25 protein-coding genes and 1 tRNA gene are annotated in these 22593 nt (G+C 39.7%); 24 read left to right on the plus strand and 2 right to left on the minus strand.

The features are described 5' to 3' along the window. Positions 1-7: 7 nt before the first annotated feature. From ACJVC5_RS06475 to ACJVC5_RS06560, 18 genes are all read left to right on the plus strand, one after another. Complete coding sequence (locus tag ACJVC5_RS06475) at positions 8-2845, plus strand: c-type cytochrome (protein WP_408098554.1); 2838 nt, start codon at positions 8-10, stop codon at positions 2843-2845. Positions 2846-3078: 233 nt separating this feature from the next. Next, positions 3079-4074, plus strand: a complete 996-nt coding sequence (locus ACJVC5_RS06480) for a radical SAM protein (RefSeq protein WP_408098555.1) — start codon at positions 3079-3081, stop codon at positions 4072-4074. After that, positions 4064-4282: a hypothetical protein gene (locus ACJVC5_RS06485; RefSeq protein ID WP_408098556.1), complete on the plus strand. Its 219-nt coding sequence runs from the start codon at positions 4064-4066 to the stop codon at positions 4280-4282. The genes ACJVC5_RS06480 and ACJVC5_RS06485 overlap by 11 nt, the downstream gene beginning before the upstream one ends. Continuing rightward, on the plus strand, positions 4282-5451 hold the full coding sequence (locus tag ACJVC5_RS06490; RefSeq protein ID WP_408098557.1) for a radical SAM protein: 1170 nt from the start codon (positions 4282-4284) through the stop codon (positions 5449-5451). The genes ACJVC5_RS06485 and ACJVC5_RS06490 overlap by 1 nt, the downstream gene beginning before the upstream one ends. Beyond that, entirely contained in the window at positions 5441-6040 is a 600-nt protein-coding gene (locus ACJVC5_RS06495) for a hypothetical protein (protein ID WP_408098558.1), read from the plus strand. The genes ACJVC5_RS06490 and ACJVC5_RS06495 overlap by 11 nt, the downstream gene beginning before the upstream one ends. Beyond that, positions 6034-6315, plus strand: a complete 282-nt coding sequence (locus ACJVC5_RS06500) for a tail fiber domain-containing protein (protein WP_408098559.1) — start codon at positions 6034-6036, stop codon at positions 6313-6315. Before ACJVC5_RS06495 ends, ACJVC5_RS06500 begins: the two co-directional genes overlap by 7 nt. After that, positions 6312-6917, plus strand: coding sequence for a hypothetical protein (locus ACJVC5_RS06505; protein ID WP_408098560.1), 606 nt, complete (start codon positions 6312-6314; stop codon positions 6915-6917). The genes ACJVC5_RS06500 and ACJVC5_RS06505 overlap by 4 nt, the downstream gene beginning before the upstream one ends. Beyond that, positions 6917-7708 carry a hypothetical protein gene (locus tag ACJVC5_RS06510; RefSeq protein WP_408098561.1) on the plus strand — a complete coding sequence of 264 codons (792 nt, stop codon included), beginning with the start codon at positions 6917-6919 and terminating at the stop codon, positions 7706-7708. Before ACJVC5_RS06505 ends, ACJVC5_RS06510 begins: the two co-directional genes overlap by 1 nt. A gap of 3 nt (positions 7709-7711) precedes the next feature. Further along, positions 7712-8623, plus strand: a complete 912-nt coding sequence (locus tag ACJVC5_RS06515; protein ID WP_408098562.1) for a hypothetical protein — start codon at positions 7712-7714, stop codon at positions 8621-8623. Further along, positions 8620-9642, plus strand: coding sequence for a radical SAM protein (locus tag ACJVC5_RS06520; protein WP_408098563.1), 1023 nt, complete (start codon positions 8620-8622; stop codon positions 9640-9642). Before ACJVC5_RS06515 ends, ACJVC5_RS06520 begins: the two co-directional genes overlap by 4 nt. 32 nt (positions 9643-9674) lie before the next feature. Further along, positions 9675-10613: a radical SAM protein gene (locus ACJVC5_RS06525; protein ID WP_408098564.1), complete on the plus strand. Its 939-nt coding sequence runs from the start codon at positions 9675-9677 to the stop codon at positions 10611-10613. Next, positions 10614-11552 carry a radical SAM protein gene (locus tag ACJVC5_RS06530; protein ID WP_408098565.1) on the plus strand — a complete coding sequence of 313 codons (939 nt, stop codon included), beginning with the start codon at positions 10614-10616 and terminating at the stop codon, positions 11550-11552. Next, positions 11542-12453: a radical SAM protein gene (locus tag ACJVC5_RS06535; protein ID WP_408098566.1), complete on the plus strand. Its 912-nt coding sequence runs from the start codon at positions 11542-11544 to the stop codon at positions 12451-12453. Before ACJVC5_RS06530 ends, ACJVC5_RS06535 begins: the two co-directional genes overlap by 11 nt. Then, positions 12453-13361 (plus strand): radical SAM protein, encoded by a 909-nt coding sequence (locus ACJVC5_RS06540; protein WP_408098567.1) that lies wholly within the window; start codon positions 12453-12455, stop codon positions 13359-13361. The genes ACJVC5_RS06535 and ACJVC5_RS06540 overlap by 1 nt, the downstream gene beginning before the upstream one ends. Further along, on the plus strand, positions 13358-14452 hold the full coding sequence (locus tag ACJVC5_RS06545; RefSeq protein WP_408098568.1) for a hypothetical protein: 1095 nt from the start codon (positions 13358-13360) through the stop codon (positions 14450-14452). The genes ACJVC5_RS06540 and ACJVC5_RS06545 overlap by 4 nt, the downstream gene beginning before the upstream one ends. Continuing rightward, complete coding sequence (locus tag ACJVC5_RS06550) at positions 14449-15288, plus strand: hypothetical protein (protein WP_408098569.1); 840 nt, start codon at positions 14449-14451, stop codon at positions 15286-15288. Before ACJVC5_RS06545 ends, ACJVC5_RS06550 begins: the two co-directional genes overlap by 4 nt. Then, positions 15285-16016 (plus strand): hypothetical protein, encoded by a 732-nt coding sequence (locus ACJVC5_RS06555; protein ID WP_408098570.1) that lies wholly within the window; start codon positions 15285-15287, stop codon positions 16014-16016. The genes ACJVC5_RS06550 and ACJVC5_RS06555 overlap by 4 nt, the downstream gene beginning before the upstream one ends. Beyond that, on the plus strand, positions 16006-17154 hold the full coding sequence (locus tag ACJVC5_RS06560; RefSeq protein ID WP_408098571.1) for a DegT/DnrJ/EryC1/StrS family aminotransferase: 1149 nt from the start codon (positions 16006-16008) through the stop codon (positions 17152-17154). Before ACJVC5_RS06555 ends, ACJVC5_RS06560 begins: the two co-directional genes overlap by 11 nt. Here ACJVC5_RS06560 and ACJVC5_RS06565 read toward each other — a convergent pair. Continuing rightward, positions 17138-17812 (minus strand): PIG-L deacetylase family protein, encoded by a 675-nt coding sequence (locus ACJVC5_RS06565; protein WP_408098572.1) that lies wholly within the window; start codon positions 17810-17812, stop codon positions 17138-17140. The genes ACJVC5_RS06560 and ACJVC5_RS06565 overlap by 17 nt on opposite strands. A 67-nt stretch (positions 17813-17879) precedes the next feature. On the opposite strand from ACJVC5_RS06565, the gene ACJVC5_RS06570 reads away from it, so the two are divergent. Genes ACJVC5_RS06570 through ACJVC5_RS06580 form a run of 3 tightly spaced genes read left to right on the plus strand, consistent with a single transcriptional unit; the run spans position 17880 to position 20223 of the window. Next, positions 17880-18794 carry an NAD-dependent epimerase/dehydratase family protein gene (locus ACJVC5_RS06570; RefSeq protein WP_408098573.1) on the plus strand — a complete coding sequence of 305 codons (915 nt, stop codon included), beginning with the start codon at positions 17880-17882 and terminating at the stop codon, positions 18792-18794. Next, the gene (locus ACJVC5_RS06575) at positions 18791-19336 is read left to right on the plus strand and encodes a polysaccharide deacetylase family protein (protein WP_408098574.1); all 546 of its coding nucleotides are present in this window, start codon (positions 18791-18793) and stop codon (positions 19334-19336) included. The genes ACJVC5_RS06570 and ACJVC5_RS06575 overlap by 4 nt, the downstream gene beginning before the upstream one ends. After that, positions 19333-20223, plus strand: a complete 891-nt coding sequence (locus tag ACJVC5_RS06580; RefSeq protein ID WP_408098575.1) for a radical SAM protein — start codon at positions 19333-19335, stop codon at positions 20221-20223. The genes ACJVC5_RS06575 and ACJVC5_RS06580 overlap by 4 nt, the downstream gene beginning before the upstream one ends. On the opposite strand, the gene ACJVC5_RS06585 is transcribed toward ACJVC5_RS06580, so the two are convergent. After that, a complete protein-coding gene (locus ACJVC5_RS06585) occupies positions 20220-20591 on the minus strand; it encodes a hypothetical protein (RefSeq protein WP_408098576.1) in 372 nt (123 codons plus the stop codon). The two genes, ACJVC5_RS06580 and ACJVC5_RS06585, sit on opposite strands and share 4 nt — an antisense overlap. Before the next feature lie 96 nt (positions 20592-20687). Between ACJVC5_RS06585 and ACJVC5_RS06590 the strand changes: the two genes are divergently transcribed. The 3 genes from ACJVC5_RS06590 (at position 20688) to ACJVC5_RS06600 (ending at position 22580) form a co-directional block, all read left to right on the plus strand. Then, on the plus strand, positions 20688-21758 hold the full coding sequence (locus ACJVC5_RS06590; RefSeq protein ID WP_408098577.1) for a tail fiber domain-containing protein: 1071 nt from the start codon (positions 20688-20690) through the stop codon (positions 21756-21758). A gap of 3 nt (positions 21759-21761) precedes the next feature. Next, on the plus strand, positions 21762-22352 hold the full coding sequence (locus ACJVC5_RS06595; RefSeq protein ID WP_408098578.1) for a hypothetical protein: 591 nt from the start codon (positions 21762-21764) through the stop codon (positions 22350-22352). Between the two features lie 152 nt (positions 22353-22504). Then, positions 22505-22580 (plus strand) — tRNA-Ala (locus tag ACJVC5_RS06600). The last annotated feature ends 13 nt before the right edge of the window (positions 22581-22593 follow it).

Below are 22593 nucleotides of genomic sequence, written 5' to 3' on the forward strand. Positions count from 1 at the left end.
GCTCTAAATGAAACGTGAACCTGGAATGGCATATGACACTAAAGTCCTGAATAAGGTCTTTGCTGTTGTTTCCGTAGTTTTCCTCTTAGTTGTGATTTGGATGGTCTTCGATGACTACATCCGTCCTTGGAAAGCTGTACAAGTTAAAGCTCTTGATATCGAAAAACAAAAGATCCAAGAAAAGATCAAGTTGATCGATGGATCTACTGATGGCAAAAAGCTTAAAGAAATTAAGGACCAAATTGCAGCGGCCGAGAAAGGTCTAGCAGCTCACGAAGAGCAAATTAAAAAAATCAACGATAAGATCACTGAGATTCAGCGCGAGATCTACGTTCAGAACATGGTAAATGGTGTGAACGGATCTAAAGCGGCAGAACTTCAATTTAAGTATGAGCACGCGATGATGGAAAATCATCCAGAAGACGCGAAGAAACTTAAAGTTAAGTTCGATGAGTCTAAGAGAAAAGAAATTGAAGGTAAGGACCATCTGAAAGGTCTTCAAGCTCAAGAAGCTGCCGCTAACGAAGAACTTAAAGCTATCATGGCCACTAAAACTGCGGCCGAGAAAGAACTTAAGAACATGGTTGGCGATAAAGAAAGAATGCTGACTGCCCTTGCTTCGACTGAGAAGAATCCAATCTGGGCACTTCGTAACGCTCCTTTCATTGATTACCTAGATCCAACAATCAAAATCCGTCAGTTCGTTATTCAAAAAGCGACTAACGATTTCTATTTCCAACAAGTTCCTAAGATCGACCGTTGTACGACTTGTCACGTATTCATTGATAAGCCGGGCTACGAAGATCAAGCGAACCCTTATAAGACCCACCCGAAAGTTGATACACTTGCTGTTGGTGTAAGCTCTGCTCACCCAATCAAGGACTTCGGTTGTACTTCTTGTCACGGCGGTGTTGGTGACCGTGTAAACGATTTCAATTCTCCTGCTCACATCCCTCAGAACGCTGAGCAGATGAAAGAGTGGAAAGAAAAATATCACTGGCATGAGCCACACAAAATTCCTCAGCCGATGATCCCACTTCAATACGCAGAAGGTATGTGTATGAAGTGTCACAAAGAACAAGAACGTATTCCAATGGCCGACAAGCTTAACCATGGTCGTCAGCTGATTGAGAACTACGGTTGTTACGCTTGTCACAAGATCGAAGGCTGGCAGCACCTTAAGAAACCAGGTCCTTCTCTTCAAAAGATTTCTGGTAAAGTTTCGAAAGAATTCGTTAAGAACTGGATTTGGTCTCCTAAGACTTTCAATCCTAAGTCTAAAATGCCTTCTTTCTTTAACCAGGAAAACAACTCAACTCCTGAGTTCAGAGCTAAGAACATGGCCGAAGTTAACGCTATGGCCGAATACATTTACCAAACTTCTCGCGAGTACAAGCCGTTCCAAAAATATTCGGCCGGTAACGCAGCTAAAGGTAAAGAGCTTATCGAGACTATTGGTTGCGTAGGCTGTCACATGGTTGAAGGAATCGATGACAAATGGAACGCAGTTGGAGCTAAGAAAGGAACATACCTTACTGGTGTTGGTTCTAAAGTAGATCCTGACTGGCTAGTTTCATGGTTGAAGAAGCCATCTCACTACCAAGAAGACACAGCAATGCCTTCATTCCGTCTAACTGATGGTGAAGCAAATGATATCGCTACTTACTTAATGAGCCTGAAGAACCAGCGTTTTGCTGAACTTCAGTTCCCTGAAATTGATAAGAAAGTACGTGATGAAATCCTAGTTGATTACTTCTCAGCTTTCGAAACTGTGAAAGCTGCTCAAGGTAAACTAGAAAAACTAAGCGATGCTGAAAGAACGATGGAGCTTGGTAAGCGTTCAATCAATAAATATGGTTGTTACTCTTGTCACAACATCAACGGTTTCGAAGGTGATCTACCTCAAATTGGTCCAGAGCTTACAAAAGAAGGTTCTAAACCAATCGAACAATTCGGTTTCGGTCAGCAGAAACAAGTGCCTCATACTCGTCAGGCGTGGATCACTCAGCACTTGAAAACTCCGCGTATCTGGGACATTGGTGTACCTAAGCCATTCAAAGACCTTAACCGTATGCCTAACTTCTATCTAACAGATGAAGAAGTAGATTCAATGGTTGGTGTGATTCTTGGTCTAGTGTCTGATAAAGTTCCTCTAGCTGGTATGAAGCGTCTATCAGCTGGTGAGAAGCAGTACTATGAAGGTATGAAAGTAGCTAACCAGTATAACTGTTACGGCTGTCACAAAATTGATGGTATCGGCGGTAAACTATCTGAAGCTTTCGATGATCAAAACTACGGTCCTCCTTATTTAACTAAAGAGGGTCTACGTGTTCAAACTGATTGGTTGTATGACTTCCTTCAGAACGTTCACCCAATTCGTCCATACGTGAAAGTAAGAATGCCTACATTCAACTTCAAGCATGACGAGCTTAACAAACTAATTGCCGGCTTCCAGGGTGGTTCAGACCAGCCTACATATGAAGCTCCACAAACAGTTGAGTGGGAACCAGGTGAGAAAGAGGCCGCTCAGAGAATCTGGAACGAGCTAGCATGTACTACATGTCACACTCTTGGATTCAACAGCGATGCTCCTCAGGCACCGAATCTTCACTATGCGAAGAAACGTCTACGTCCAGCATTCATGGACGCTTGGATCACAAATCCTCAGTCGTTCCTCCCATACACATCAATGCCAGCTTTCTGGGATGATGGAAGTGGTAACCTGATCCCTGCAGTAGATGGTGTTCTAGACAACGATCCTAAACGCCAGATTCGCGCAGTAAGAAAACTGGTTCAAGAGTTCGGGTACAACACAAACCCAGCTCCTTTCCCAAAAAACAACTAAGCCACTAGGGCCGGAGAAATCCGGCCCTTTTTTTTGCTCTCTAGCGGATGTTCATCCCCGTAAACACACTTTTCCTTCGAAGTATTGACAGATAGAGGGGTTTTGCCTCGAGTCACAGCCTTTTTTTAACCTTAAAATTAAGTGAATCCTAATTAATCGCTAGAACATTTGTGATGGCACAGGCAGAATTTTCTAGAGGGAAAATTTAAATTGGTAAATCACGAATGATTGTCATGTCCATCGCTTTGTCAGAGCAATGTAATTTAAATTGCACCTACTGCAATGTGGATAAGCTATCCAAAAAGCGGATTGATCCCGAGCTCTTTCTTCAGCAATATCGTAAGAAAAAATCTGAATATCCAAATGAGAGATTTCAAATTGATTTCTTCGGTGGGGAACCGCTGCTTCAATGGGACTTGGTTCAAAGGATCACAGAAGAAATTAAAAAAGATGGTAACCAGCTTTTCATGCCCACTAACGGACTTCTTCTCAATGAAGAACGTGTTGATTACTTGGTAAAAAATAACTTTCGGGTTTCATTGTCTTTCGATGGCCTCTGGCAGGATTTAAATCGTCCTCAGCACAATTCAACTGGATCTCTTAAGCACTACATTGAAAAGCGTGATCTATTTAAGAAAATTCCGGACCTTGAATGCCACACAATGGTCTCAAGGGGAAATTATAACTTGCTCGAAAACCATCTGTTTATCACAGAGCTCTTGGGGATTAATCCTGATCTTACACTCGTCCGAGATGTTGGTATTTGGGACCAGGAAGCAGTTCAAAAATTCAACATTGGTTTCTCTGAGCTGGTAAACTGGTACATCGCTAATGCCGATTCTGTCGAAGTTCCGGGCCTCATTCACCATTATCTCTACCACATCATCCTTTATACCTCTAAAAGAGTGCGCGTGGATTTCTGTGGGGCAGGAGACCATTATTTCTCTTTTTCCGAAAACAAGCTTATTCCTTGCAACCGTTTCAAAGATGACAACAGCATGATCGCCAAAATTCCTGAATATAAACTTATGAAGGAGTGTGAAAGCTGTGACGTTAAAAATTACTGCAAGAAAGGCTGCCTTTTCGAAAACATCAAAAATGAAGGACCGATTGTAGAGTTATGTGACATCTACAAACATATTTATTCAGAACTTATCCGAATGGTGAAAGAGCTCAACGGCAATTCTACTTTTCGTGAGTATATGCAAAGGGAAATCTATGACGCTTAAACAGATAAACTATAGTCTTTATAAATCGGCAGAACATCTTGCAGAGGCGGGGAAGTATATGTTGGATGTCGATAAAGCTCGCGGTCTAATGATGTTAGAAGATGCTCATCGAATTCTTGGAGTGATTAAACCTGAGGTTGAAAAAGTTCCTAGGGAGCGACTCGAAAGTATTATGGATGAGATCATGAATATTAAAGTAGGTCTCTGATGCAATACGTGGACGAAGTAAGAAACAACGAAGGTAGAAGAGGCAGTTTTAATCTAGAGATTACTACAACTGCTCTTTGTGATCTTAGCTGCACCTATTGCTTTGAGGGTGAAAAGGTAGATAAGCGTCGTTTAGACAATGATCTTCCAGTGATATTTAAAAGGATAGATTCTTTATTGGAAAATAAAGAATGGTTTCAACATCATTATGACATGTTGAACATTTCTTTTTGGGGTGGTGAGCCCACTCTGAATCCTAAATTTATTATAGAAATTATGAATAAGTACAAAGATGAAGATAGGATTGATTTTCATCTTTATACGAACGCGTTCAATATCCATAATATGAATAAAATTCTGGATAATGTGGATACTTCAAAACTGCATATCCAGGTTTCATATGATGGTAAACTGATTAATGATAAGTATCGAATTACCAAAAATAAGACGATTACTAGCAACCAAGTTTTGAACAACCTATATTTGATTGCTCAAAGGGGAGTTTCGGTCAATGTAAAGTCGACTTTGCCAATTGAAAATATGGAGACTCTTTCTTCAACATGGCTAGAGTTCAGAGACATTCAAAGTATGCTTTCAAAAGTTAATCCAAAGCTACGGGTTAACTATGCTCCTACAATTGATTACGTTACAAAAGTCTCAAAAGAAGAAAAAGATTCTGCTCTTAAAGTTTTCAGAGAAGAATTTTTGAAAATTGCTAAATATGAAATAGAATTCTTCAAGCAGAACGGACGTCATTTATGTAGTTGGTTCGGTGGTTCAGATAATCGAAAGCATTGTAGTGCCGGTATGAATATGGCCGCTATTGATCAGGCCGGTGATCTGTTCGCTTGTCATGGTGCTATTTATTCATCAAAAAAAGATGAGCTAAAATCAACTAACATTACCGACGATGACTTCGTTGAGAAACTTAAAACATTTTCTCAGGGTTTCGAAAAGCCTACATCAAAAATAGCTAAAGATTGCGTAGATTGTGTCGCTACAACTTGCATGATGTGCCCGGTAGCAAGTCATGAAAAGAGTGAGAAAGAAGATTTCTATGATCGCTGGTTGGATAACTGGTCAAATAATCTTTGTGGTTTTTTCAAAACCTTTGGAGAAATCGATCGTGCGGTACAGGAAATAAATTCAAGGAGTATGAATGGCTTGTAGTGGAGCTCATTGTAATTATCATAATACTGGCGTTGCCCATTGTGGTGGTGGACATAGACAACCAGGTAATCCTGTAACTGATGCTGCTGTTTACCCTCCAGCGGGGCAAATAATTCGACAGTCATACATTGATGATTTGAGAAATAAAATCCAAGCAGAACTTAATCGTTGGCGTCAACATCCGTATTATGCATCTGTAAATCCTTTACCTGCGCTGAATCCTGGGACTATCCCTTATGGTAGTCGAATAACGAACGATTCAGTTCAGCAGCTTTATCAAAAAATAAATGAGGCAGATAATGTAGGCCCTGTGGGACATCCTCTTCAATACCCGCCGAGTTCTGCGCCTCAATTTATCCCCGGCCCAGCTGATGATATCATTCCTGGTTGGTCTGAGTCTCTGGGATTAACTGATGGTAGTTATATCCGTGCTGCTGACCTCGTGCCGTTGGTCGATGCATATAATGCCATTAGAATGGACTGCATTTGCCATGCTGACTGTTATGAAAATAATGTGTGCGCTTGTCATAATAACTGTGACTGCCACTATAGTGATAAACGACTTAAGAAAGAGATACAATATTGCTAACACCTAAAGAAATTATCAATGGATTAAAACCTTGTTCATATAGATATAACGAGATTAAAGATCTAGGTGATAAAATAAACTTTGGTTTTCTTGCCCAGGACATTCTAGACACGTTCGGAGATGAATATAATTTTGTTTCCAAAGAAAAAAAGGGTGAATACTACCAAGTTAATTATCTCCAGTTCATTGCTCCATTAGTCAGCGTTTTGAAAGAACAACAAAGCGAAATCAATTTACTGAAAGAAGAAATAAAAATATTGAGGACCAAATTATGATGCTTTATGAAGTGGCTTCGGTTGAAGACAGAGGATCTTACTGGTATGTGACTGGTGTTACTGAAAATTCATTTTCTACAGCTGATTCAAAAGAAAACTTTCTCAAGCTCTCTCATTCATCGGCCAAAATAATCAAAGATGCCATCCTGGCAGAGAAAGAAGTTAGAATTATCAAACCACTTAGGGCCGTTGAGGTGTTACCTGCGGACTTAAAAATTATTACCACTCCTGAGGATGATATTAAGTCTATTAGAGATAATGCCATTAAACGGGTACGAGTTACAATCAACCCTGAGTTAGCGAACTTAAGTGGACTAACATTTTATGGATTTATCTGTTTGAATAACGAGTTAGCGGATAAAGGTTTTTTTATCACAGATGAAAATCGGGAATCTAAGTATCTTGCTATTTTAGAGACAGGGGATGAAAAGCTCATCCAAAAGTTAGAGGACTATTTGAACTATCGTGATGAACTCTCTCGTACTGCTTCAGTATTTAAAAAATTCGAAATATTCCGTAAGAGTGTTTTAGAACAAACAGATAAAGACAAGATTACAAAGTTAGCAGACGATTACTTATCTGATTATTACTCGCGATACTAATGAAGAACGTCCTGTATTATTTTCTCAATCATAAAAAAATAAACGGGACATTGTTCTATTGCTTTGAGTATTTTGCCTGTGCTAAACAAAACGATCCGAACATCATTTTTAATATCTATAATATTTCTCCGAATGACCTGGAAATAGTGAAGAATATTTTTAGAGAAAGGTATGTTGTACCTGAAGGTTATTTGGATGATGTTAAGGCCTTGAACTCAATTTCTGAACTATATAAAACGACATATACTAAAACGTTGATCTTAGATCTACACAGTTTTCAAAGAACTTATATGTTCATTAAAAACGATATTCTTTGTTACTCTAACGATAGTCACAGTATGGAGAGATCAACGACCAAAAATGTTACTTATTACGGATATTACGACTATCAAAATTTTGATCATAAAACGCCCCTGAAATTAAATTTTTCCATTTTTAGGCCAATTTATAATACAGGTAAGAAAATTTTTGTAAGCTCGAGGCGCTATAATTATAAAGAGATCGAACTTCCGATAGAACTTCAGCACAAAGAAGTTGTCACAAAAGCGGAGAGTACTCATCACGCAAATCTTTTCGAGATTTTCGATACCATGTACTACTTCCACAGCGACTTTGATACGAACAACAGACTGATTCCGGAATGTTTCTTTTATGATAAAAAAATAGTTCTCCAGTTAAATGCAAAATTTAAAGACAGCATCGCTCTTCGCTATGAGGACATACTGAAAAATGGTTTGAGAAACTATACCCTAGATCACACAGACAAAATGATCTGTGACTTTTTGGAGTAGATCATGGGCCGCATTCTTCAATTGGATAAAAAGAATTACGATCTGTGGCTCAGTTACACCTGGAGCCCAAACAATCACGGCATTTGTGGCCACACTTTCGAAGTGATTGATTACTATCTGTTGCTGAAAAAGTTTTTCCGAGTGGGAATCTTCCTCGCTGAAGACATAGACTGGGAGACCTTTAAGGCCTCAACGCTTTCAAAATATGATCTGACTTTCGAAGAACTTGAAGAAATGCAAAAGCATACCGTTTTTGCTAACCGACCTTCCCTTGTATCGGGAAATAATATTTTATTTACAGATGGGGGAGTGCGCTCTCTCCACGACAAAACACTTTTCTTTGATAAGATCTTTCATTTTGCCTGCGGGGACTTTGAGATTAAAGACAATAAAGATCCAAAGGTCTTTATCCTTCAAGACGACCGTGTTTATCAGAAATGCTTCAATGGCATTAACTACAAAAAGAAAATTAATTTTGCTCGCTATAAAAAAGTGGGGCCCGGAACAAAGGATTTTCTCCTTTATGGGACAAAGAACTGTCGGGCCATCCCAAATGAACTCTATGATGAACTTCTAAATCTTTATCCAAACCAGGATTTCATTTGTCTTACTAGCAAGGAAAACCGCCCAGTGGCTCTTTCTTCCCGCATGAAGTTTGTCGATATACCGGTGGAAAACTTGTTTGAAAAATTCGGAACCTATATTTATACACCGGTACCTCGTAAGTTCGATTGTAGTCCTCGTTTTATCGCTGAATGTAAGTTCTATGGAAAAGATGTGATTTATCACAATATTGATTACTGGGACGAGGACAAGGGTCTCTATTGGAGAAAGTGGGACTTAGATCATGATTTTGATTCGATCTTTTTAAAGGATACGGACGATATAGTAAGTATCTTAAAGGAGCGAATTTGAATTATAACGAATTTAGCGCCATTAACTTAAAAGTTCTTGATGATCGCTTTAACACGAGAGCGAAACTAGACACGGGCACTCATTGTAATTATGAATGTAGCTTTTGCTACTACCTGGATAAGTTGGATGTTGTAACTGATGTCGAAGTGATCAAGGCTCGGGCCAAAAAACTTTATGACTTCGGCATGACTGAAGTTGACTTAAGTGGTGGTGAAAGTAGTATTCATCGTAATTGGTTTGAAATTTTAGATTATTGTCGAGAATTGGGGTTTAAAAATATCAGTGCCCTGACGAATGGTTTTAAGTTTGCTAATATTGATTTCCTTAAAAAATCTCAGGAACATGGTCTGACTGAACTCCTCTTTAGTCTTCATGGCTGGAATTCGGAAAGCCATGCTCACATCGTTAAGCGCAAAGGCTCTTTTGAGAAAATGCTCGAGGCAATTAAAAATTCTCAAAAACTAGGAATCAAAGTCAGACTCAACTGTACCGTTACGAGTTTTAATGCCCCTCATTTGGAAGAGTACGCAGAACTTGTGAATTCCATCGCTCCTTTTCAGATGAATTTCCTGCCTCTGAATTATTGGGAAGATGCTCAAAAGGTGAACCCAGAGAGTTATGAATTCCTAAGCCAGCACATTAAGTCGGCCATCGACCTCTTAGATAAAAAGATCGAAATTAATGTTCGCTACATTCCGTTCTGCTTTATGCAGGGGTATGAGAAGTATGTCGTAGGAATTTATCAGCATATCTACGATCGAGGAGATTGGAACATCATTGCTTATGATGTAGATCGCCTTCCAGAAAAACATGCCACGGCGGATGATTATTTTAAACGGGCCAAGGAACAGAGAGTTCACTCCTACACCAAGCCTAAGAAGTGTTTTGAATGCAAATTTTTTAGCATCTGTGATGGTGTAGAACATAAGTTGGCAAACACTCAGGAAGTCTATCCGGTGTTGGGCGATAAGATCACGGATGTTCAGCTATTTAGAAGAGGACATTACCCCGAATGTTAGTCGGTGGTAAAATATTCCAAGAAGGATAACGAATGGCCTTGGTTCATCAGCTTAAAAAAGAAGATGTTTTGGAGATCGAATTAGATCTCACCGGGACCTGTAATCTCGATTGTCCTCTTTGTACTCGCAATTACGTGAATGCAAAACACCTTCTTAAATACAATGAGCGCTCAGTTGAGGAAATCATCCAACAATTGGATGAGTATCCTAATATCAAAAACTGCTGCATGGCCGGCATTATTTCTGAACCAACTCTTTATAAGCGTTTTTTTGAACTGATTTCGTACCTCGTAAAACGTGAGATTGAATTAGAGATCTATTCAAATGCTTCAGTTCATGGTCCAGAGTGGTGGGGAAAACTCGCAAAATTACTTTCTCCTCGAGATAAGGTGTTCTTCACGGTTTGTGGAAGTACTCAAGAACTTCACGAAAAATACCGTGTGGGCTCTTCGCTAAAAAAAGTTTTGGAAAATCACGCTGCTTTTAAGGCCGCATGTCCTTATCCCATTGATTACGTTCAGCACATTAGGTTTGATTACAATCGTGAAGACTTTGAAAGTCCGGCCATGCAGGAAATCATGTCTCGCTTTAGTAACGATGCAAGCATTGATTCGCTTCCTTATAATGAAAGATTTGGTTTTATTCCGGATGAAGCGAATCGTATCAAAATGACGGCGGACCTTGCTCGTCATTATAAGCTCATTTCCGACAGTGCGAAGAAGCGCTATTTTCAGAATAAAACTGGGGAAATCAGCTGCAAAATGCGCTGTAAAAGTCTTGAGACGAAGTTTATTGCGATTGATCAGTTCGGCGAAATTTATCCATGTTTCCTTTATCGGATCTACAACACTAACGAGAAATTTGATTTAAATTACGAAAAAATCAATAAGTTCACTTATGACTTTTGTTATGAATGCGAGTCCATGACGACTTTCCTTCTTGAAAAGTACAGTCTGGAAAGGATGGGCTAAATGAGTTGCTCTCCAGTGATTTTAAAGAAATCTGATATTGTAGAGATGGAAATGGACCTGACTGGGACTTGTAATCTCCGTTGTCCCTTATGTACTCGTAACTATGCACACGCTCAGCACTTAATTAGGCCCAATTCTCGTCCGGTTGAAGAAATTATTGCTCAGTTAGAGCAATTCCCGAATCTCGAAATCTTTTACATGGCCGGAAATATCTCGGAGCCGACCCTCTATAAAGACCTCTTTAAGCTTTGTGAGTATTTGGTTGGAAGAGGAATTGCAGTCGAACTTTTTACAAACGGAAACACTCATAATGAGGCCTGGTGGGCCCGTCTCGGCGAAATCCTAACAGCAAATGATCGAGTTTATTTCACCATCTGCGGCTCAAATCAAAAACTTCATGAAACTTATCGTGTTGGAAGTTCTCTCGAAGAAATCCTTCGTCATCATAAGGCCTTCACTTCCACGAACAAAGATAAGATTGATCATATTCAGCACATTATGTTTGAATACAATCGCGCCGACTTTGATTCTCCGGAAATGCAGGCGATTATTTCTCAGTTTAGTAAAATCAAAAAAGTCGATACCGAAGGACAACGTACTCTCAATGCCTACATTAGAGAATTCGATAAAAACGTCATTCGCCCTGAGGAAGATCGCAAGCGGGCCATTGATGCTCTTTTTAACATCAAACCAACCCCCGGTTCATTAGAAAAGCCAGTGATTAAATGCATGAGCCTCCGAGACAAAAAGATCTATATTGATCAGTTCGGACGAATTTCTCCTTGTTATGGGCACGCAGAATACGAGGGACCCGGTCACTTCGCCGGAGAAAATTTTGATTATTCAGAAGTTCTAAGTTTTAAATTTAAAGACTGCTTTAAGTGTGAAAAACGAATACAAAAATTTATTGAAATAATGGATTTAGACTTTGTTTGCTAAAAATAAAATCGAACGTTTAGAAATTGATCTGACCGGCTCTTGCAATGCCAAGTGCCCTCTTTGTGCGCGAAATTATAAGCACCTTGAGGTAAAATTTAATGATCGTCACTTGGATGAAATAACCACTCAGTTAGATGAATATACTGATCTCCGGTATATCCACCTTGTTGGTACTGTCTCCGAGCCAACTCTTTATAAACATTTTTTCAATCTGTGCCATTACCTCGTAAAACGTGAGATCGCGATTGAAATCTGTACCAATGGAGACACTCACAATCCTGAATGGTGGGCCAAGCTTGGCGAAATTCTAACTGCCAGGGACAGTGTTTATTTCTCGGTCTGTGGCAGTACCCAGGAACTGCATGAAATTTATCGTGTGAATTGCTCTCTTGAAAACCTCTTGGAAAATGCCCGCGCTTTCCGTAAGGCCAACAAGTATGGCATCGACTACATTCAGCATATTAAATTTGGCTATAATGAGGCCGACCTCGAAAGCCCACGCATGAAAGAGATCATGGCCGAATTTAGCCATATCAACCTAACCGATACTTATTTCACTCGCGATTTCAGTATTTATAAGAACCAGTTCAATCTGGATAAACTTCTTATTCATGATGATAAGCTAGGAAAATACAAGTTAATTGAGAAGCATGCCCAGAAAAACTGGGAAAAGCGCCATGAGAAGAAATTTGAAATGGATTGCCGAAGTGTCTTCGAAAAATCAGTTCATATTGACCAGTTCGGAAAGGTCTTTCCTTGCTATATCTGGCTCGAAGAGAGCCGGGAGAAGCAGTGGAGCGGGAGTCACGAGGAAATCCTGGCCTTCCAGCACGAATGTTGCAAATTCTGCGAGAAAAATACTAAAAAACTCCTGGATATCTGGGATTGTGAATTATTGTAATGAAGATAAAAGGATTTATTCATTCAGTAGAATTAAGTCTGAACAACTACTGCAGTTTGCAGTGCGCGGGTTGTAGTAGCTTAAATCCTGACTCGTCAAAATCCATAAATATGGATTTCTCGCCCGTTCTGAATATTCTTAAAGATATAGATATTAAGCATTTTGTTTTATGCGGCAACAATGGTGAACCGCTTGAGCATCCTGACATTGCTCAAATCCTGCTTAAAATAAATGAAAGTTTTCCTAATTCAACCGTCCATGTTTCTACCAATGGCGAAAAGATCAAACAAAAGCTCTTTTCAGTCACACCGAAACTTAAAAATGTTCACTTTCAGATAGCCATTGATGGCCCCAAGTCTTCGATCCATGAATTGACCCGAAAGAAAGGGAATTTAGATCTCGTATTCGAGAATGTTCAATTTTTAATCGATCATCAGGCCGATTTATCTCTTATTTATTCACGTCATCAACTAAACGAGAATGAGACCGCAAAAACTTCCGAACTAATAATGCAAAAATTTGGTCTGGAGCTTCAGTTTCGGGACACGACACAAGTGACTGAGACAATTAAACCTCCGGTTAAGTTAAGTAAAAATGGAAATGTGAGCATTCTCTATACTCCCCAGACGAGCAGTCGAGATTTTGTCCCAAACATGAAAAATCTCTATATTGAATGCAATGGGGAAAGTTACCCTTGCGTTTCGTTCTGTAAGCACAAAACGGATGTAAAACAGGTGAATATTACCGAATATCAAAATTCAGTTCAATTCTTGAAAGACTTCGTGAAATTTCAGTCTGAATTTTGCCATCGTTATCAAGAAACCGGGGATCTCCGTCAGTGTAATTTAAACTGTGGCATTTATCGAAACTTTCGATACGACACCATCGAAGACTTGAAGGCCTTATGATTCGATCAAATACATCCTTTGGAAAATTAAAAGAAGTTATTGTAGGACGAGAGCTAGAGCTCAAAAAGCGGATAGCCGACTTCACTTTTCAGCACTTTTATCAAGAGAATCTAGACCAGGCGGTATATGACCGTTTAAAGACCAGCGATAACGAATACTACGTAAACTACGACATCCTCGTGAAACGTAATGAACAACTGGATCAGCTTGCGAACGCCATTGAAAAACTGGGAGTGAAAGTGCATCGCCCGGATCGTCTGAATCAGGTGATCCCATTCACCACCCCTCATTTTAAGTCAGAACTATCGGCTGCCAGCAATGTTCGTGATGTGACCCTGGTTTATAATGATTCCATCATTGAAACTCCGACTTACGTTCTTAATCGTTACTTTGAGAATGTCTCTCTTTATGGTGTTTATAATGAGGCCTATGAAGGCGGTAAAGGAGGAAGATGGTTCAGGCCTCCTCACACAAAACTCGTAGCGGATACTATGGATTTATCTCCCTGGAATTCTCCGCGGGATTATTCTGCCTTCGACCGTCGTAAGTATACGATGGCAATTGATGGGGCCCAGTTCTTGAGAATCGGAACTGACGTTATTGTTAACGTGAATTCTTATAATCATTACCTCGGTTATGAGTGGGTAAAGTCCTTTTTCCCAAATACTAATTTCCATGTTGTGCATGTGGCAGATAATCATATTGATGGAGTACTGGTTTGCTTAAAACCGGGCGTTTTCCTAGTGAATCCGCTCTATAAAAATATCCGCGACATCATGCCGGCCAAATTCAAGAATTGGACTTATCTCTTCCCGGAAGATGATGGCAAGCCTATCAAAATCAAAGAAGGTATGACTTCTCTCGACATTCAGCTCGCAAGTACCCGTGGCATGGATGTGAATGTTCTAAGCATTGATGAAAATACAGTTATGGTGAACGAGAGTGCAATCAATGTGACCCGCCTTCTTGAAGCAAATGGCTTCAATGTGGCCCAAGTCCAATTGGAAAACTGTGAAGTCTTCGGCGGAGGAATACACTGTAGTACTCTCGACCTCCATCGTGACGATGAATATCTGGATTATACAAAATGAGTTACGCATTAATCACGATGATAGAAAGCAATGAAAATTGCATCAATAGCCAACGAGGCATTACTTTTTCGCACAAACGTCTTTATGAGGATGAGGCCGTTCTTTGCTTTAAATCCTGGCGTGAAAATGGTGGCTGGTTAAAAGATATTCCCATCTATACCTATTGCCCAAGTCGCAATGTCGTCTCTGAAACGACCAAAGAGGAAATGAAGAAATACAATGTGACCTACATTGAGAACTTTCTCCCTGAAACTGACGGCTTTTTTTCAGGTTTCTGGAACGTTCCATTGTGCGGAAAAATTTTTGAAGAAACTCTTAGCGAAGATGTCCTCATTCATATTGATCTGGACATGAAACTCATTAAGCCGCTTCCCCAAGAGTTAGTAGACAGTGTTTTGAACAATGATTATGTGATCTGCGGACAATATGACGATGAGTCTAGTAAAAGCCAAAGGAAAATTGGTAATGATTGGAAAAATCCTCTCGATACTGGTTTTCTTATTTCGAATCGAAAAACCAAGTTTTATAAATTCTTCTATGAAGCACTCTCTGAAATAACTAAAACAAAAGGTGATGCGCGCTGGAAAGAAAAATGTTCCGACTGGCCCCTGTATTTCTTGGAAGAATACGTTATTGATAAGGCCTACAACGAACAAAACTATCCCATCAGACCCATCCAAAAATACCAGGTGGGAGAAGGTTACGCCAAAATTAGCACTTACACTGATGAAGAGCTAAGAAATGTTTACTTTTGGCATGAGCATATTCTTCATGGAGAAGATTATGACAAGATTCGCGAAAAAATTGAATTTTTCAAACGGACGAGGCCAGTATGACAACCATGCGTGAATATCTGAGACTTGAAAAGATCAAACGTCTGCATCAAGCAAAGGCCGATCTTAAAACTGATTTTAATATAGATGTTCCTGAGGGGACCGGTTTTACCCGAAGTGATATGTTTCACTTTATCCGGATTGGTGACAAAAAGTATGTACATAAGGAATCCATGAGATTCATTCTCACGAATGGTGACACTTATAATGTGAATCAGGAAATATCCGATAACGTAGTCATCAATCAAAATCCGGAAATTCGTAAAAAGACCGATGATAATGTAGCGAGGATGTTCCAGTTCTTCAGAGAAGATATTAATAAATTCCCTCTCTATCCTGAATTTTTGGAAGAATCTCCTCACTTCTTTGTGTTTCGCTACTATGCTGGCGACTGGGAAAATATTTCTAGACTCACAAAAGAAGATTCAAAATTCATTCGTAAACATTTTGTGAAAACCTACAAGAACACCAAAGAGACCATTACTCCTTTCTATAATCAAATGTCTCACAAGCTAGTGAAGAATATGAAAACCGGTGAAATTAAGATGGTCGATCTTAAGAGTTTGGAGTTCAGACCTAAGACCGATCTCGCCATTTACATGTATAACGATGCAATTAATGATCTTTACCTACTTGATCGAAGATTCGTAACAAGGTCTAAATTGGTGGCACCCTTTGCAATGGATTATCCTAGTGAGGCCGCAAGGATCATAAAGCATTATGGTTGGTAATTGTATTCCCTTTGCTCTACCTGATATTGGAGAAGAAGAAATCAATGAAGTCGTTGATTCTCTTCGCAATGGCTGGCTTACTGCTGGTCCTAAAACTCAGAGATTTGAGAATGACTTTAAGAATTACGTTGGATGTGAATTTGCCCTTGCTGTGAATTCGGCCACCAGCGGTTTGCATCTTGCTCTTGAGGCCATTGGGTTAGAGCGTGGGGACAAGGTCATTGTTCCTGTAAACACCTTCACTGCCACCGCGGAAGTTGTTCGTTACTTTGAAGCTGATCCAATCTTTTGCGATATTGATGCTCGGACTTTTAATATTGATCCCACTCAAATTGAAAAGATCCTGACCACTCATCCTGATCGAAATAAAATTAAGGCCATCATTCCAGTACACATCGCGGGACAGCCCTGCGATATGGAAAAAATCCTTCATTTAGCAAAATCTCGGGATCTTTTTGTCATCGAAGATGCTGCCCATGCTTTTCCTGCCAAATGGAAGGGAAAAAAGATTGGATGCGTAGGGGACATTACTGTTTTCAGTTTTTACGCTACTAAGACACTTTCCACTGCCGAAGGCGGAATGATCACTACTAATAATCCTCGCTTTGCTGAAAGAATGAAAGTTATGCGATTGCATGGTTTTGATCGAGACATGTGGGACCGAAATATTTCAGAGAAACCAAAGTGGTATTATTCAGTCGTCGCTCCTGGTTTTAAATACAATATGAATGATCTTTCCGCCTCATTGGGAATTCATCAACTGGCCAAGGCAGATCAATTCTTGAACCGTCGAGCAGAAATCGCGCGAAGATATAATGAGGCCTTTAAAGATTTATGCATTCCCTATATTGAGAGGACCTCAGACACGCACGCTCATCACCTCTATATTCTTAAAGTGAAGAATCGAGATCGCTTTATCGAACGAATGAGTGGAGAGGGGATTGGGACTTCTGTCCATTTTATACCCTTACATCTTCAGCCTTACTGGAAGGAACAATATCAGTTAAAAGAGAATGATTTTCCTGTCGCTTTGAAAAATTTTGATGAAATTGTAAGTCTGCCAATCTATACCAAGCTAAGAGACGAAGACATTTCCCGAATTATTGAGGCAGTTCTGAGGATTACGAACGAATTATAATTCGCTCAGCGAAGAAGGCCTCGGCCAGTTTCACTCCAACGCTTCCCCCTCTGACTTTTGCTAAGGCCTCAAGATATTCCTCACTTCTAGGATGGGGAAATTCCCGAAGCTCATTTGCATAACAATTAAGAGCTTTCATTTTAGTTTTAAACTCTTTTTCAGTTAGTTCTATGAAGTAATTTGGAACGAATTGCGAACGATTTCTGAAATTTGCCCATTCTGCGCTCGATGGAATTTCAAAAGTTAATATCTGAGAAACAATAGAATTCGGAGTGCCTCGAAAAGCAGTCATTACTGCTCGATGGGTAATGGTATGATCAATATTCAGGTCGGATTCGTTATGAGTGTAAACAATCGTTGGTCCAAACTCAGTTGCGACCTTCTCGATAATTCTTATAACTTCAACGAGAGGATAGGTATCTAGTTGGCCATCCTTAAGATTTGCATGGTAATGATTTTCTATCCCTAAAATGTGGCAAGATTTAAGGAAAGCTTCGTGACGTTTTTCGATGTTAAATTCTCCTCGAGAACTCTCACCATCAGTGAGAACAAGGACGAAAACTTCGTCTTGATTCGCCACGTGTTTTGATATGGCGCCTCCGCAACCTAGAACTTCATCATCAGAATGAGCAACCACGACTAAAATCTTGTTTTTCATCTAGCTAATAGTATCTGAATATAGATAAACTGTTTTATAATTTTATGCAGAAACAGGGACGGATTGCATGAATATTCTCATAACCGGAGGCTTTGGATTCATAGGGTCAAACCTAATGAAGCGTTATTTGTCTTTTGGCCATTCTGTTTCCGTCATTGATGATCTTTCCACCGCCTGTATTTCTTCCTACCCTGGCGTCGAATTTTTTAAAATCGATCTTTCTCGGCCTTCACACTCCGAACTCGCAGTTATTAATTCTGCCATACAGAAATCTGATCTGATTTTTCACATGGCGAGTGCAGTGGGAGTAAAGGTTATCGATCAAGATCCACAATCTGCCATTAGGAAAAATGGCCTTATCAATCACCATTTATTCCCACTATTTGAAAAGCACCAGAAGAAAGTTATTTTCGCCAGTTCCTCTGAAGTTTATGGTGAAACTGAAGAGGCAAGAGAAACAGACGTTTTAAAAATTGGTTCTCCAGATGTCTTGCGCTGGGGATACGCTTGCGGAAAACTCATGGGTGAGTTTCTTTTAAAGACCTACACATTTCCCCATGTCATTGCCCGTTTCTTCAATGTGACGGGTAAGGGCCAGAAAAACATGGTTCTTCCAAATTTCATAGAGAGGGTCAAAAATAATCAAGATCTTACTGTCTATGGGAATGGACTTCAGTATAGAAGTTTTTGTGATATCCGGGACGCAGTGGAAATGCTTGTGCTCTTGGCGGAAAACGATGTTCATAACGGCGAAACTTACAACATCGGAAATTCCCTTGAGACCTATACGATGACTGAACTTGCTCAAATGGTCATTTCAATCTCAGACAAGCGGTCTCAGATTCAGTACAGACCTTATGGTGAAGAGCACAGCCTTCAGTCACAAGACATATTGAAAAGAAAACCTAATACAGAAAAAATCCAAAGATACTATCAGGCCAAGTTCACAATTAAAGATACCATCCACGAGATGCTTACATGAAACCAGTGTTGATGATCCATGAAGTCCGCGAATGGATGCTTGATCTTCCTTTAGAAGATTATATTTTGACTTTCGATGATGGTCTGTACAGCCAGTATTTCTACTTTGATCATTTTAAAAAGCTTAAGACTGAAAAGTACTTTTTCATTAGTACAAACATTGTTTGTCCCGAACATGTGGCTCAAAGTAATGATTTCCCTACGTGTGAAGATGCCCATAAAAGCTTCTTTGAAAATCAAAGCACCTCTCATTATATGAAGTGGAGTCAAATCAAAGAGATTTATCAAACTCCTAACTGTTTTATCGGAGGACATTCTCATAACCATCACCGACATGATGAAAAATCCATCGAGAAGCTTTATCAAAACTTAAATTCTGATACAGAGGCGATGCTAAGCGAATTTGCTAAACAGGGTATGAAGGTCGAAAGTTTTTGTTACCCCTACAATAAGCAATATGTGCTGTATGAAACACTCCTGAAGAAAAAAGAATTTAAGATATTTTTTGGTGATGAACGAATTGCCATTGAGAGCCTCCAATGAAGCAAGAAGAAATTGTCTCGGTGGGATCCGGATCTCCAATCAATATCAATTGGGAGTTAGTTTCTCACTGTCAGTTTAATTGCTCTTATTGCTATTACAAACCATACAAGAGTGAGACCGATTATAAGCCATTGGCCAAAATCGTTCTGAAAAGGCTCTCTAAAATAACGGATTCTACGAAAGTTACTTTACTTGGAGGTGAGCCCACTTTACATCCTAGCTTTCATGAGGTGATTCATTCTCTTTATGAAATGGCCCATGTGAAGCAGATCTGTATTGTCACTAACTTTGAAAAACCTCTGAAGTTTTGGCAGGATCTTTTACCGTTTAAATCAAAGCTAAAAATTGTAGTGAGTTTTCATCCTGAATACGAACAAAAAAATATGTTCCAGAAGATCCGCGACCTACAATCAGACTTTTTACTCGATTTTGTGTTCATCGTTCACAATGAAGAACAATATCTTCCCAAAATGGAGATGGCCGCCAAAGAACTAGATAATCTTGATTTTGGCATCTCTTTAAATTTTGTAAAACTGCATGAAAAAGGTCTTTATCGAAAGTATCCAAAAACGATTTCAGACTTTATGATTTCACAACAAGAAAAGGTCAGAAACCGTCCTGTGACCGAAACCGTAAATATAGTGACTAAAGCTGGTCCTACTAAAATTCCAAAATTCGAGATGATTAACCACGGTCTTAACCAATTTGAAGGTTGGAGCTGTAAACTTCGGGCCTTTATCATTAAAGAAGACGGTCAGGTGGCCTCCGCTTGCACCAATAAAACAAAACATATTCTCGTGGCCGATTTCTCGGAAACGATTTTGAAATGTACCTACAAAATTTGTGAGTGCGATGATTATTGGGAGTTTACGAAGACCAGGTCCTAGCCTAGGCGCCAATTATTAGTGGCTGAATGGAATGTAAGCTTAATATTTGCTAAGGTATCAAGGATAAGTGGTTCTCTCTGACCTACAATTTTCGTCTCAAAATATTCAATAAGTGCTGGAATCTCCAAACTGTCAGATCTGATGGTAAGATAAACGAAATCCCCATCTTTCGGAGTGAAGGGAAGATTGATGGCCGTGTCCTCTTCCACATCATAGACCTCACCGGCCTCCATCGTGTGTGTTTTTTTGCGCTTATTCCGCGTCAGTGTAATGCGTGCTGAATTGGCAGATCGGAATGCTTGGATATTCGGCATAAAACTCACGGCCGCAACGGCGATAAAAGCTATGACAATTTTTCTCCTATCCATATAAAGACCTATCGGCAGAATTGTTCATAAAATTTTAATACTTTCCGGTTTCTCATTTATAATAGTTTATACTGTAGATAAATCAAGGGTACGCAAATGATGTTTAAAAAACAGAGCGGCTTCTCACTACTCGAGATTATGGTTGCAGCAGCTCTTTTGGGTGGCTTGGCACTTGCTGGTGCCAAACTCATGGAGAATCAAACCAAGTCCATGAAGACGGTCGAAGTTCGAAGTGAATATAATGCTGTTGTTGCTGATATCCGCAGTATTCTTGCAATCGAAGATTCGTGTATGGCAACCGTTGGACCTTCTGCAAATGCAACTAATACTGTCCTTAACGATATTAAACAAAAGCCCGCCTACGTTACTACTCCTGTAACTAAATACGTAGCAAACAGTAATTGGAAATTGGCCCCGGCTTACGGAAACGGAAACGTCAGAATTATATCCCTTCGTTTGGGTGAGGCCAGTTTAGGTCCTCTTAATCCAACTTCTAATACCAAGATTGGTACAACAAATCTCATTATAAGATTGCAAACCGGACAGAATAAAACTGTAGGTGCTGATGTCCTTGATAGAAGAATACCAATCAACGTGGAAACAAACGCAGGTGATGTAATTCTTAAATGTTCTTCTGCAGGAACAACGGGCCTAGATAATAGATACCTCATAAGGGCCGAGGGCGGAGATGTATGGGGTCCTATCAATATGAGAAATGAGTCTCCTATAATAGGGCCTGCTTCATTTATAACAATGACTCCAGGAACTGCAATTATTGTACAAGAGGGTGCTTTTATCGATTTTACTTCTGATCGCAAGCTAAAAAAAGACATCCAAGAGCTGACTAGTATGAATTCAAAAATTAGAAAATTAAATCCGGTTCGTTATAAATGGAAAAGCAATGAAGCTGTGGCTTATGGAGTGATTGCTCAAGAGTTAAAGCAAATTTTTCCAGAGCTTGTTCATAATAACGGTCCAAATGGAACTTTGACTGTTGACTACATTCAGTTGACTCCAATCCTCTTAAGAGGAATTCAGGAACTCGATGAAGAAAATCAAAAATTAAAAAAATCACTTTCAACTATTGAGGGTGATATAGAGGAAATGAAAATTTTATTTTGCCGACAATCACGAGATGAAAAGTTTTGCGCAAAAATGAAGAGGTAACTTATGGGACGTTTATCCAACCGATTGTATCGAATTGATTTTGGAGGTCCTCAGAATGTGGGGCATACAGGTTCTCCAGGCGTAGCAATCTATAGAGCTTCAAGTGTAAATGGTGGGGAGAATTATGAAGGAGGGGCATTGTACGCAACAGTTCCGTTCGGAGCTCCCTCTGTATGGAACGCCGTTTGGAATGACATTGCTGACTTCCAGTTACTGTGCGATCGCCTTGAATTTGGAAAATGTTATTTTGACACTAAAGACGGAGCAAAAATTTGTAATCAACGATGTCAAATGAGTGTGATTGGCATTGCTTCTGATACTTTTGGTTATGGCCTAGGTAAATTTGCTCATGAAAAGGATGTACCAATTGCTGTTGCTGGCTGGGTACTCGCTTACGTAGATCAAGAATATGAATGCGGGACTCCTCTCACAAATGACGAGCATGGAAACTTAACTGCTATGACCAAACAAGAGAAAATGGAGTATCCGGAAAGAATCGTGGCCATCTACAAACGAAAAGAGATGGATAAATTCTGGGGACCTGAAGGACAAAAGATTGAAGTTAATGGTCGCCATTGGGTGAAGGTAAAATAGGGTTTTTCACTCTCAAAATAGCCTAAAAATGGAGCAAAATGATGCTTTGCATTGTTTTGCTCTGAGAAAAAATATTTAAATTAAACTCAATTTTCTGTTGACGAATTCCGACCGAATCCACTAAATTGGCGTCTCGCGATTTTATTGAAACTGGGGGTGTAGCTCAGTTGGGAGAGCGCCAGCTTTGCAAGCTGGATGTCGCAAGTTCGATCCTTGTCATCTCCACCAAGTTTCTAAAATT

This window comes from Peredibacter sp. HCB2-198, from assembly GCF_045999315.1.
Lineage (GTDB): Bacteria > Bdellovibrionota > Bacteriovoracia > Bacteriovoracales > Bacteriovoracaceae > Peredibacter.